Here is a 12026-nt window from a genome sequence, read left to right on the forward strand (position 1 = left end):
ATTATTCTCTTTGTACGAGGGAATCAAAATCCATACTTTTTTAATACGTTTGGATTGAATAATTGGGATATGCTTGTCTTGTGAGAAATGAATACAAAGGAGGGAGAGAACATGCTGGACATGCGCTTCACATCTTAGACAATGTGTTATAATAGCTACACATGCAGACAATAAGGTATAAAATCTTGATCTAATAGCATACTCATAATCTCTACAAAGATTGGAGGTATGTTGTTGCATGAATGAGGAGGAGAACGATTTGATTACGAACAGTCCGAACCCATTGAAAGAAGCGAATCGTAAAGTGGATAAAAGGCTCCCGGAATTGTGGGCAGCTGCTGAAGCGAATCTTCAAAAAGCAGAAGCAGAATTTAAACGTGAAAAAGGAGAGAAATAGGCTAATATACCGTATTAGTTTAGCAGATGATGAATCATAACCGTGGAGACGTATATCTTGTCCTGTACCCTTTTGATGATGGAGAGGTTGAGAAATTGCGGCCTGGCATTGTGCTGGATACCCGGGAGAATCAATCCATCGTCATTAAGGTGACCTCGCATGCTGAGCGGGCAGGTGATCCGAAGGATTTAGTACTTAAGTATTGGCAAAGAGCCGGGCTTAGTCAACCATCCGTCGCACGCTGCTCGCAGTTTGTTCCTTTGCATCACGATAAGATCGGCAAATATCTGGGAACGCTGCATGATGAGGATTTATTAAATGTATTGGGGAAGTTTTACGAATAAGCAAGTTCACAAGCGCCGAGATGGGGCTTTTTATTTTGTCTTTTTTTCAGTAGGGGAGGAAGAGGTGAGAGTAGGGGAGAAGGATTTGGAAAATATTTCTTTACTTTTGTTACACTTAATCATACTATAAAAGTATAACAAAATAATGGAGGCGATATTTTTGCAATCATCTAATCCATCTACCCCCTCGGATATCAAACAGGCGGGTCGTCCTAAATCATATAATCCTAAAAGTAAGTCGATCCCTACACGGCTGGACAAGTCGACAGAAGAAATCCTTGAGCGATATTGCGAGAAGCACAAAACCAGCCGGTCTGAAGCGATTCGTGAGGCAATTCACCGACTGGATCAGGACGAGCATGAGTATTTCTGGAGTCCGGAATGGCGGCAGCGGCTGTTAGACAATGAGCAGGGTCTCCGCAATGGTGAAGCAGAGCTGTACCGGATCGTACAAGATTTATTGCAATTAATTCAAGGTATGTCCGCAAGAATGAATTCGAAAATGGGGAGTGATCAGAATGAAAAGGAGTCATAAAGTGTTAAGTAGTGTGCTCACAGCAGTGATCATGCTCGGTATGTTGGCCAGTGTAGGCAGTGCGGCTCAAGCGGCTGTCTCGGTCCAGGTGAACGGTAAAATCGTTCAGTTTCCAGATGCCCGGCCATATGATGAAGGCAACCGGGTAATGATCCCGATTCGCTTTGTGAGTGAGGCGCTGGGAGCTACTGTAGGGTATAGCAATCGGATCGTGACTATTAAGCAAGACAGCAAGAACATTGTAATGAAAGTAAACAGTGATACCGTGACCGTGGATACGGTCATTTTTAAGCTGGATGTACCAGCAAGAGCACAGCAGAATCGGACCTATGTTCCGTTGCGGTTTGTCTCTGAGGCTCTGGGGGCGGCAGTGGACTGGAACCAGCAGACGAAGCTTGTGACCATTACGACAGCAAGCGGCGGCACGGTCTCTCCTTCGCCTAGTCCATCACCAACTCCGGGAACGGCAAACGGGAATAACATGTACAGTACTGATTTTGCCTGGAAGCCGGGTTATATTAAGCTGGCCAAGACCTTGTTTGCGAACAATATGAAGGTAGAGAACGGGAAACTATCCTTCACCCTGCCGAAGGAAGCCTATGGTCAGTATTATGAAGCTGATGGTTCTTCCGTTGATCTTGTACCTGGCAAGAGCTACACCTATGCGATTGGCAAGGGTAGCGGTTTTCTCTCCCTCGCGCAAGTCTATCCTGGCCGTGATGAGCAGGAAGGGTACGTGATTGAGTTGGATAGCAACGGTACTCCTGATTTAGGAGAATTGTACGGAGAAATAACTGATGATGCTATCGTCATTGGGGGTGTGAAAGATACAACTGCTACTTTATCAGAGGTGCAAAAGTTAGCGCGGAAATTAGATTGATCGCAAGAGCTCAACAACTAATTAACTAAAAGAGTCTGCTGAATGCGCAGGCTCTTTTTGCTGTCTGAAACTTGAAAGGGGGAAAACTAAATGAAGAAAAAAGGGTGGACTTGTGTACTCAGTATTGCCTTGTCATTAATGGTATCAGCGGTAGCAGCAGCGGACTCAGTCAGCCCGTTGTTAAACAAGTATGTAGACTGGAATTACGGGAAAGAAGGGGGGCAGTTTGCTGGCTATGTCCCGGCTCTGGAAAAGAGTGTATCGCAGAATCCGTGGCAACTACACCAATGGGCTGGACTGTATACCTTCTCAAGTGGCCAGACACGGATCGTCCCCAACTATGATGCTTTCAGCGTCAAGCAAACGCCTGATGACGAGGATTTTAACAAGGAGAATGGGTTCGGTCTAGTCTATAAAAGCAAAGCTTCGCTGGCAAGCTTGTTCGATGCCGTATGGGGAGGTCAATCCCTCACGGCTGAACAGCGAGCTTTTTTTAAAGAGCGGTTCAGCGAGAACGCCAATGATCCTCTATTTCAAGAGGGACATGAATTTTATTATCGTTTGGAGAGAAGGTATCCCTTCTTGCGGACTTCGGGGATTGTTCCGCGTATGGGTATCAAGTTCGACAAGACCCAGAAGGTCAGTGAGGGTGTGAACCGGGCGATGTATGTGGTCAGCGCATGGCCGGAACTTAAAGTCATGAATGGACAGAACCTCACAATTTCATATGCCGGTTATGGATACACGGACAGGGACATCCGCCTGATCGCTGCGCCCAAAGGCGCTTTTCCCGATCTAAGCAATGTTGTCAGTCTGACCGATGGGAAATATATCCGGGCAAACGCATCTCAGGAGAAAGAAGCAGGATCGATCTCCATTAGCGCCAAGGAAATTGCCGATGTGCTTGGGGAGAACGTGGACATTATCATGGATGATGGCTATGGACGTACAGCGATACAATCTATTAATCTTGCTGTGGATGAGCCTATGGACTATGTACCTATGAAGCTGACGCTGACCGAAGCCGGGCAGTTGTGGTTGAGGTTCCGCTATAACGGTGCTGACGGATTTACATCGGATTATACAAATAACCGGGGAATGCCAATGACGGCGAACGTGAAGATCGGTGGACCACTGGCAGCTGAGTTTGCGTTGCCATCTATGTTCACTAACTTACCGGCAAATCTTAAGAATGGTCAGGAATATAATTACATGCTGGGTAAAATTGATATTGGGCAAGCTCCGGGCAAGTACTATATCAAAGTGGACGGTATCGTCAACAACCCGAATCATCCGGACCGCGCACTTGAATCGCCGTCTGCAGCGTATCAGAATAATACCATTCAGGGTTATTGGACCGTTGAACGCAAAGCTCCGGAAGCGGATTTGATCGCGGTATCGATCACGGCTTCCCCATCGGCGATTCAGAAGGGTGGACAGAGCAGTATTACAGCTGCAGTAAAGAATAATAGTGCGGATGGTCAGAGTAATGTGCTCATTCGTTTTTTTGATAATGCGAACAAAATCTATGAAACGAGAAAATCTTTTGCCGCTGGCCAGAGCTTGACCGTTGGACCTTTTCAGTGGACAGGCCATTCAACAGGAGCGCATAATCTTACCGTTTCTGTAGATCCAGAAAAGGAGAAGGTTGATCAGGACCGGAGTAATAATGTGGCGACTACCGGCTGCACCGTGACCTCTAGCGCATCCGGAAACGGCAGCGAATGCAACCAGCCCGAAGCAGCAGCTGATTGGAACGTAACTTATCCGGTCATTACAGGCTATCCCACTAAATCGTACACTGCAAGCTACACCAGAGCAGATGGACTCACTCAGTTCTATACGGAGTATTACACAGATTACAGCGATCCCATCTGGGAGAATAAACTTGTCTCTTACAATGAGAAGCTGACCATATCAGCAGAAGTAAACACGAAGCAAGGTATTGCTACAGATCTGAAGAGGGCAAAAGAATCAGATCGCGAGAGCCGGGGGTCTTGGGAAATCATTCCTTATGCGAATAGAACAGGGAAGAATGCAAATGAAATTACTCGTGCCGGTTACGGGATCGAACTAAAAGTGAAGACTGTATATAACACGAATTGGGAAACCAAAGTCCCAGCCGGTCTGGAAGGGACGGCCTATCCAATTGGAGGACAGTATTACGGTCCAGTAGAGGTCTATGCCACATTCTACGACCCGAACTGGAAGATGGAACGCAAAATCAAACTGGAGAAAACCAGTGGGAATCGGAACACAGCTACCTGGGAGTTGCCTCTGCAGACGATCACATCCGATTCAGGAAAGACTTATCAAGGCCGAAAGTATATGACCTCGGTCAATGCTACCGATGGATACTATCGGATCAAGATCTCCACCGATCCGTCCGGCATGAATAACCTGGTCACTTGCATCACCAAGCAAGTAGAAATTTTCGGCAGTATGTATGATGATGTGCAGAATTTGAGACGGACAGATTAAAATAAACTAGCTAACCTCATCATTCGTGGTGGGGTTTTGCTTATGAGCACTGTGAAGGCTCTCATAAAGGAGGAAATCATGATATCTAACTTATTCACTCTGTTGGAAGCGATAATTCTCTGTGGCTTGCAATTGATGTTTCCTGAGCTAGGGGTATAAAGGATGGCCATAGTAAATATGCTACTGACAACAAGTCTACTCATCCTTTGTTGCTGGTTCAGTTACACCGATATAACGGAGCGGCGGATTTCTAATAAACTAACTTATCCTGCTATTATATTTTTGTTTGTATTCAGGACTCTGTGTAGTCCAGAATATTTATGGGGGTTAATCCCAGGCATAGTGTTATTCCTGATCTTTATGATCAGCCCCTCATCTCTGGGAGCCGGTGATGTGAAACTGGTGACATTGATTGGATTGGGTATCGGGGTGGAACGAGCGGTAGTAGTACTATTTTTGATGTGCATTCTTGTGTTTCTATACCTGGGGGGAAGAAGACTGCTGTCTTTAGCGGTCCAGCGTTCCGTGCCGTTGGCACCGTTTCTCAGCCTGGGGTTAATTGTTGTTATCCTGTGACGTTTTGAAAAACTAATCGGAAAGCACGTCAACCTAGCTTCTGCTGGTGGGCTTTTTTTCTATGTTGGCTGATGCTATATGGACGCTAACTCAGGGGGGAAATGATTTCAGTAACTCTAAAGTATCGAATCTTGAGGATTTTTGTGAAATAGTATATATAGCAAAACCTGACGTATTATGACACAATAGAGAAAATGCTGAAAGGGGCTATCTGCTATGGAACAAACAAACAATACTCTGGTTCTCGATCTATGGGATGTTCATAACATCCGAGTAAATGTTGAAGATAACAGGATGTCATTTGTTGAGGCAGTAGAAACAGCGGCGCGTACTCAGGGCGTTCAAGTGTTAGGTGTTAATGATGTTGTTTTACCTGTGAAACACTTGTATTTAAAAGAAAACATCTTAGAAGCATTAGTCAAAATGAAGCATTAGTGACGGTCGCTCAACGGAGTGGCTTTTTTTATGCATAGATTTCATTAAAAGTTCATGCCCACTAGCTTCGGCTGGTGGGTAGTTTGTATTTACAAATTGTCCCAAAACAAATAAGATAATTTTATCTTCTCAATTCTTATTTCGAACAATTAATAATGACAAATAAATTTCATTATGCTACAATACCGACCGATGCTTTTTCAGTTTTAACGAAAGGAATGACGGCATGAAAACGAGAGATATTGACATTCGAGCCTCTTTACATCGAAGTTTACAGGCGGAACATGCCGATGAAATTGAAAATACATTAATTTTAAACGAACTTTCACTTTGTCAGGGAGATGCGAGGATTGATGTGGCTGTTGTAAACGGTGCTATAAGTGGATACGAGATCAAAAGTGAGAGTGACACATTGGAGAGGCTTCCTAAACAATGTGAAACTTATAATAAAGTTTTTGATACTATCACAATTCTAACTGCTTCAAAATACATAGATGGAATAATCGATATTGTTCCAAGTTGGTGGGGAATTACAAGAGCTGAAATGGATGAAGATGGAGTTGTTTATTTATTCCCAGTTCGTACGCCTTTAGAAAATCCAGATATCGACTCAATTTCTGTTGCACAACTGCTGTGGAGAGAAGAGGCTATTTCTATTTTAAAACAAAGAGGCTTGCAAAAAGGACTTTTAAGCAAGCCAAGAAAAGTTTTATGGGAAGCACTTGCGATGTCTCTTTCTTTAGATGATTTAAAATATGAAGTCAGAAAACATCTTAAGGCAAGAGAAGGTTGGAGAGTTCAGTAGCCACTTGAACAATATGGTGATTGGTTCCTGCTCTCCTCCAAGTAGTTGGGCTCCCTGGTTTATCTGATTTACTTGCAACAACGTAAGCATACTGATCTCCGGCTGAAAATGTTGGTCCTTTGTATTCATCATGGTCTACTAATTGAGCAGCTAAATCATAATATTGTTCGTATCCAAATTTCCGTAAATTCTTTCCTTTGAAGACTACAAATTGATCGTCTCCCGTGTAACGAATACTAGCTGGAATCTTTATAACTCGGGGATCCGCCTCAAAAGGTGAAGGATTTGCAATAGTATAGTCTCCAAAAACTGGTTTTCTTATAAGACGCTCTGTTTGTATTAGATCTTTCCAAATGGTCCATTCGGATCGAGGTAACACTTCAATGGAGTCTCTTTGAACTTCCGAAAGATCTTTTGGAAAAGAGGTGGCACAAAAAATAATATTTCTCCAATCATTCAAATAAGGGATATTATTTAAAAATTCTTTTAAAAATAAGGTTGTTCTTACATTGGTATTGGGATCAATATATTCAAAATCTACAATTAAATCAATGTTTCTTTTGGCGATATTAAGTATGGCAAGTAAATAATCAATTCTCGCTTTAAGATCACCGAAATCTTCCTCTCTCAATCTAATTCCCACACCATGATTATCAATTCGATTGGCTTCGATAATTTCAGTTTGGAAATCTACATCTCTATCTACGCTAGTAATTGGTATTCCAACAACTTTTTTTTGACGAAGATCACCTAGTACGAATTTAAGAGGATGTTCTCCATTTTGCAACCGATCATTCCCATTAATGTATAATAGATCTATAAAGAAAGTTTGCTTCTGTCCCCAATATTTATCAATTAAATCTCCTATCCCGTTTAAATGTTTATCTATTGTTTTTTTAGGTTGTTCTTTCTCATAATCCCACTCAATTGGCGGCAACTCGATAAGCGGAGTAATAGTTTCTTTTATAAACTTTGGCAAGAGGTTGAGTGCAGTTTGTTCTCCCTGTTTCCACTTTAAAATCGGTACATAATGTCTTTTATCGAGCACTTTTTCTCACATCCGCAAGTTTCTCCGTAGGCTGGAGTATTGGCTATAGGTCTTCCAGATGAGGCTATTTTACTATAAAAGTATTATTTTGGCGATATGTGGGATTACATAATTAAAAAAACTGGAAAATTCTCCTTACCGAAGATACAAAATTCATATACATAATGTTCCAAATCGATTATATTGAAATTACAAAAAGATACTGGGGCGAGTTGGAATATGAGAATAGAACTGAATGCGATTAGTACTCAAGCAGTGAATGAAATTAAAGAATTAGCAATATTTGCGGAAGCATCTAAATACATTTATCAACATTTCACCTCAACTGCTGAGGATATTCGCGATGTTGAGATTAAACCTAACGTAAATTATGGAGTAAGCGTAGAAGAGTTAATTGAACAAATTTCTAATGGGACAATCACAAATAAGTTATATGAAAATGTTATTGTAAGAGCTTATGGAACGTTAGAGGTATACATTCAAAAGGTTGTTTCATTGATAATCAATGAGAATACTTCAATTTTTCTAAAAGGAATTTCAATTCCTTTAACCACCTTGATCGATGGGGACATAGATAAGTTGATACAAGGCTATATTAACAGAAGCGTCTTTGAAAAAATGTCTAATAAAAATATGTATGATGCTATTAGCAGTGTTTTAAAAACGCTAAATGTAGATTTGGGATTAATTTCAGTACATGAATCTGATGTTAGAGATATTTATGCTTTAAGAAATCTGATCGCCCACAAAAACTGTGAGATAGATTCGAAATTTTTGGAGATATATAGTCACAATTCGAGCCTCGTAGTTGGGGAGAAATTAAAAATCGAATATGAAAATATGACTAGTGTTGTAAATAGGATAAACAAATTTATGTCAGCTGTACATAAAACGGTTGCGAGAATAAATTAAAATAGCTGTAAATACTTAATTTACTGGAAACTTTTTTTTGCATTGCTCAATCCTCTGCTATTTTTAGTAGGGGATTTCATTGTATGGAGGATAGTTTTTCTTATCGTCACATACATAATGTTCCAGATGGATTATAATTACTCCAATTTATAAGATTAGATGATTGGAGAGATGTTACGTTGTTGGATCAGATTGTAAAAGTCATAAATAGTAAAATAATTGGATTGGGCGGTATAGTTGCCATATTAGGAACAATTATTTTACCTTTGCTAAAGGCGCAGCCGATTACAGCGCTGACCTCCACCAAATTAGAAAAAGTATTGTTCACTAAAGAAAGGAGAGCTTCCGTAAAATTAGCATATTTCTTTTTGCAATGGATCATTAGTTCTACTTTCGCAATCTTGTTCGCCTTTTTTCTGTATACACTCGATATTTCTTTTATTGTTGTAACATGTATTATTATCGTAGCTTCTTTTACATATATGACACTTCAATACATAATTAGCACGGAGAAATCCCTGCTTGATAAACATCTTCCTAATGGTCTAAACATTATCATATCTATATTATTTTTATTAGTACATACATCATCAATATTTACAGCGTTACCAAGCTTCTTTGCTGCTGTAGTGAGTTCCAGCAATTTTAGTGAGGATGAAAAAATTTCTGCAGGGTTCTGGACCATGATGGCTATTTTCTTCGCAATTAATTGTGGTGTTAATTTGTTCTTATTATCAAGTGCTCGTAATACATTTAAAGAATTTATTCGGAAATTTAACAAGTATTTAAGTGAAGGGTTTTATATTGTTGAGGCGAACAGCGACAAGAAATGGTATATTTATCACCCCACGGACAAAGACAATGTATTATTAGGCAATAAGGAGTCGGCTGAAGAGGCAACTGAATTTAGAATAATAGAAAGAAAAAAAGTACTTGAGCATACAATCAATTATTTAAGAGTACCTAAAGTAAGTGAAGAGTCAATGGAAGATGGCGAGGATTACGTTATATAAGCACTACATAAAAAGTCCTGGAGAGCGATACAGACTTCCTAGCTGAGTGTCGAATGAAGAGATCCGGGCGGCTATTGAAGATGCTTATCTTAAGTTCAAGGCAACGTCCTCACAAAGCAATAAAAAATATCCCACCAACTTCGGCTGGCGGGATATTTTCGTTTAAAGAATTTTCTTATTCAGTATTTCCCCATCGTAAGAAAGATGTATTTTGTAACTCTTCATAATATGAGCGTAACTCGTTGAACTGTTTTATAAATTCAGAATTTATGTCTTGATGATGATGATTAATATAAGAGCCCAAAGCAAGTGAAGCGAAAGAAATCCCGTTAACAAGCGAAAAACATGTAAGTCTTATGGAGTGTTCGCTGGTTTCTGGTCCTGGTTCAGCAATGACCACATTGCTTTCATATTTATAAACGTGAAGCATTTGGTTTAATGGGTTGCTATGTTTGGCCATGCAAAGTTGAGTGTATTTATGGTATTCACCTTTGAACAAACTATCATAATCTTCTGGAAACAGTTGAGAAATTACTTCTTCTGTTATTTTTTTTATTGATGCAAATGGAGTATGTCTCTCATCAGTGTGTGATATCCACTCGTCTGCTAAACTATCGTTTCCACCAATGTAAGTAAGTGTATAGGCAGTCTCGTATAGGGATGATGCAATGGTTGCGGTCTGTACGGAATATCCTCTTGGCGCAAGTATAATCATCGTTCTCAAATCATTTATCATTTTCATTAATAGTGAAATGGTTACTTTTAAGGAACTTCTAACATCTAAAAGTTTTTTTTCAGGCGCTAAATCAATGGCGAATGAGATTAAGTTAAGTGATTCATTAATGCCCTTTATATAAATCTCTAAGTCTGAAGATAGTGCCTCTGCGGCAAGCTTTTCCCCTTCATCTATTGTCGGTTTAATTTCTTCACCAGAAGTATCATTCAAAAAAATCCCCTCATTTCGTTGTATTGTTTTTCTCTAAAATATATAATTCGATATAAATCATCCTAATCCTTTCATTGCTAGATGTCCCTATCATGGTTATAGAGAGAACAAATGTTCTTGTTTTTTTGGAGGCGCCGACGATGCTTGATGATACACTGCGCAAACTGTTATTGATCAAGTTCAGCCGTACATAACGGCAATCGTCCTGATTATTACCGGAGTATTGTCTACTGTGATATTGCGAGCCGTGGCATTGCTGCAGCAAAGGAAGACTCCTGTTTGATGCGCGTTTGTCGGCGACACAGCCGGAACTGCTGCATAAGATTGCCACTGAGGGATTTGCTTATGCCCAGACCGAATTCTAAGATCAGGGAGGCGAAGACAAGTTACAGCAGGCATTGGCGTACGTTTCTAACTAGTAAACAAGGAGATCTTAGCTGCTCCTGAAGATCCAGGCAGCGGTCGAGGAGGCATATCTCAAGTACAAAGCGGGGCTGTATTGACCAAAGAATAGAGTATTGCCCACCGGCTGCGGCTGGTGGGTATTTTGTCGTTTACAGAATGTCCCAGACATGATATTCTTTCGTTGCACAAATCGGAAGCACCGAAGAGTGTAGTCGGAAAGTAATGGCAAATAGCCCTGATAGCCTTGGCTGATAGAGCTGTTTTTATTTTGCAGGAGGCGATTATGCGTGTCTAATAAAAATGAAACTAAAAAGATCTCTGATGAAAATGCAGGAATCGAACCGCTTAAAACTTGTTTTGTAATTATGCCTATTGCAGATACTCCCGGTTATGATTCCGGGCATTTTGACAGAGTATACCAACATATTATTAAACCAGCATGTGAAAAAGCTGGTTTTGAACCAAAGAGAGCAGACGATTCAATTCAAACAAATACAATAATATTAGATATTTTAAAGCAAATTGTGAATGCAGATATGGCTATTTGTGATTTGAGTTCTCGTAATCCGAATGTTATGTATGAGCTCGGGATAAGACAGGCGTTTAATTTACCAGTGGTTCTCTTAAAAGATGAACTGACAAACAGGGTTTTTGATACTTCACATCTAAGAGACATTCCGTACGACCATTCACTGCGGATTGATACTGTCTCAATTGCTATTTCAAAACTGTCGGCTACTCTCATTGAAACAGAAAAACACAAAGATAATGACACACATTCTCTTATTTCTCTCTTAGGAATTGAGGCGGCAAAAATACCAGAAAAGCGAGAGGTAAGTATAGAAACATCAATAATTCTTGACGAGATAAAGAATTTGAAATTGCAATTAAACAACCCTCCCTTTTCGAAAACGAAGCCCAAAGGGATTATCTTTACAGAAAAACAATACCTTGAAGAATTGAGACCAGATATTTATTATCCAGTCTATAATGAATTTGATGCTAAACTGATGGAAGCTATGAGATCAGGAGAGAGGTTAGCAGGAATAAGAATAAATCATAAAAGATTAGGGGATGGAATTGTACATCAATACGATGGTGAAAAAATGCTAGTTAAATTAGATAATAATAAAAACATTGAAATTGGTCCTGAATCCCTTCATTTAATTAGATTAATCGAGGATAAATAAAGTTCTTGAATACTAAATCCTCTGTGTTTAAGATTATACCCACTGGCTCTGGCTGGTGG

General features: G+C 40.2%; 13 protein-coding genes. 11 read left to right on the plus strand and 2 right to left on the minus strand.

What is annotated here, in order from left to right:
• Positions 1–238 precede the first annotated feature (238 nt).
• The 8 genes from ACQ76X_RS35035 (at position 239) to ACQ76X_RS35070 (ending at position 6453) form a co-directional block, all read left to right on the plus strand.
• Entirely contained in the window at positions 239–397 is a 159-nt protein-coding gene (locus ACQ76X_RS35035; protein ID WP_438498490.1) for a hypothetical protein, read from the plus strand.
• 29 nt (positions 398–426) lie between these two features.
• Positions 427–741, plus strand: a complete 315-nt coding sequence (locus tag ACQ76X_RS35040; RefSeq protein ID WP_438498491.1) for a type II toxin-antitoxin system PemK/MazF family toxin — start codon at positions 427–429, stop codon at positions 739–741.
• A gap of 160 nt (positions 742–901) precedes the next feature.
• Entirely contained in the window at positions 902–1276 is a 375-nt protein-coding gene (locus ACQ76X_RS35045; RefSeq protein WP_438498493.1) for a ribbon-helix-helix protein, CopG family, read from the plus strand.
• The gene (locus ACQ76X_RS35050) at positions 1260–2156 is read left to right on the plus strand and encodes a copper amine oxidase N-terminal domain-containing protein (protein WP_438498494.1); all 897 of its coding nucleotides are present in this window, start codon (positions 1260–1262) and stop codon (positions 2154–2156) included. Before ACQ76X_RS35045 ends, ACQ76X_RS35050 begins: the two co-directional genes overlap by 17 nt.
• Before the next feature lie 90 nt (positions 2157–2246).
• A complete protein-coding gene (locus ACQ76X_RS35055) occupies positions 2247–4637 on the plus strand; it encodes a CARDB domain-containing protein (RefSeq protein ID WP_438498496.1) in 2391 nt (796 codons plus the stop codon).
• A gap of 177 nt (positions 4638–4814) precedes the next feature.
• Positions 4815–5213 (plus strand): prepilin peptidase, encoded by a 399-nt coding sequence (locus ACQ76X_RS35060; RefSeq protein ID WP_438498504.1) that lies wholly within the window; start codon positions 4815–4817, stop codon positions 5211–5213.
• A gap of 216 nt (positions 5214–5429) precedes the next feature.
• A complete protein-coding gene (locus tag ACQ76X_RS35065) occupies positions 5430–5648 on the plus strand; it encodes a hypothetical protein (protein ID WP_438498497.1) in 219 nt (72 codons plus the stop codon).
• Positions 5649–5874: 226 nt separating this feature from the next.
• A complete protein-coding gene (locus ACQ76X_RS35070) occupies positions 5875–6453 on the plus strand; it encodes a sce7726 family protein (protein WP_341378000.1) in 579 nt (192 codons plus the stop codon).
• Here the strand turns inward: ACQ76X_RS35070 and ACQ76X_RS35075 are convergent.
• A complete protein-coding gene (locus ACQ76X_RS35075; RefSeq protein ID WP_438498498.1) occupies positions 6422–7501 on the minus strand; it encodes a beta family protein in 1080 nt (359 codons plus the stop codon). The two genes, ACQ76X_RS35070 and ACQ76X_RS35075, sit on opposite strands and share 32 nt — an antisense overlap.
• Before the next feature lie 219 nt (positions 7502–7720).
• Between ACQ76X_RS35075 and ACQ76X_RS35080 the strand changes: the two genes are divergently transcribed.
• Together ACQ76X_RS35080 and ACQ76X_RS35085 are read left to right on the plus strand one after the other, a co-directional pair.
• Positions 7721–8413 carry a hypothetical protein gene (locus ACQ76X_RS35080; RefSeq protein WP_438498499.1) on the plus strand — a complete coding sequence of 231 codons (693 nt, stop codon included), beginning with the start codon at positions 7721–7723 and terminating at the stop codon, positions 8411–8413.
• Positions 8414–8592: 179 nt separating this feature from the next.
• Entirely contained in the window at positions 8593–9426 is an 834-nt protein-coding gene (locus ACQ76X_RS35085; protein WP_438498500.1) for a hypothetical protein, read from the plus strand.
• A gap of 175 nt (positions 9427–9601) precedes the next feature.
• Here ACQ76X_RS35085 and ACQ76X_RS35090 read toward each other — a convergent pair whose 3' ends face one another.
• Positions 9602–10372: a hypothetical protein gene (locus ACQ76X_RS35090; RefSeq protein ID WP_438498502.1), complete on the minus strand. Its 771-nt coding sequence runs from the start codon at positions 10370–10372 to the stop codon at positions 9602–9604.
• 692 nt (positions 10373–11064) lie between these two features.
• On the opposite strand from ACQ76X_RS35090, the gene ACQ76X_RS35095 reads away from it, so the two are divergent.
• Positions 11065–11967, plus strand: a complete 903-nt coding sequence (locus tag ACQ76X_RS35095; RefSeq protein ID WP_341378005.1) for a hypothetical protein — start codon at positions 11065–11067, stop codon at positions 11965–11967.
• Positions 11968–12026 lie beyond the last annotated feature (59 nt).

Source organism: Paenibacillus sp. IHBB 3054, assembly GCF_051594305.1.
Classification (GTDB): domain Bacteria; phylum Bacillota; class Bacilli; order Paenibacillales; family Paenibacillaceae; genus Paenibacillus_AQ.

What these genes read in the sequence shown, in the direction of transcription:
- ACQ76X_RS35035 (WP_438498490.1), top strand. Translation starts at nt 239, where the DNA reads ATGAATGAGGAGGAGAACGATTTGATTACGAACAGTCCGAACCCATTG.
- ACQ76X_RS35040 (WP_438498491.1), top strand. Translation starts at nt 427, where the DNA reads ATGAATCATAACCGTGGAGACGTATATCTTGTCCTGTACCCTTTTGAT.
- ACQ76X_RS35050 (WP_438498494.1), top strand. Translation starts at nt 1,260, where the DNA reads ATGAAAAGGAGTCATAAAGTGTTAAGTAGTGTGCTCACAGCAGTGATC.
- ACQ76X_RS35055 (WP_438498496.1), top strand. Translation starts at nt 2,247, where the DNA reads ATGAAGAAAAAAGGGTGGACTTGTGTACTCAGTATTGCCTTGTCATTA.
- ACQ76X_RS35060 (WP_438498504.1), top strand. Translation starts at nt 4,815, where the DNA reads ATGCTACTGACAACAAGTCTACTCATCCTTTGTTGCTGGTTCAGTTAC.
- ACQ76X_RS35065 (WP_438498497.1), top strand. Translation starts at nt 5,430, where the DNA reads ATGGAACAAACAAACAATACTCTGGTTCTCGATCTATGGGATGTTCAT.
- ACQ76X_RS35070 (WP_341378000.1), top strand. Translation starts at nt 5,875, where the DNA reads ATGAAAACGAGAGATATTGACATTCGAGCCTCTTTACATCGAAGTTTA.
- ACQ76X_RS35080 (WP_438498499.1), top strand. Translation starts at nt 7,721, where the DNA reads ATGAGAATAGAACTGAATGCGATTAGTACTCAAGCAGTGAATGAAATT.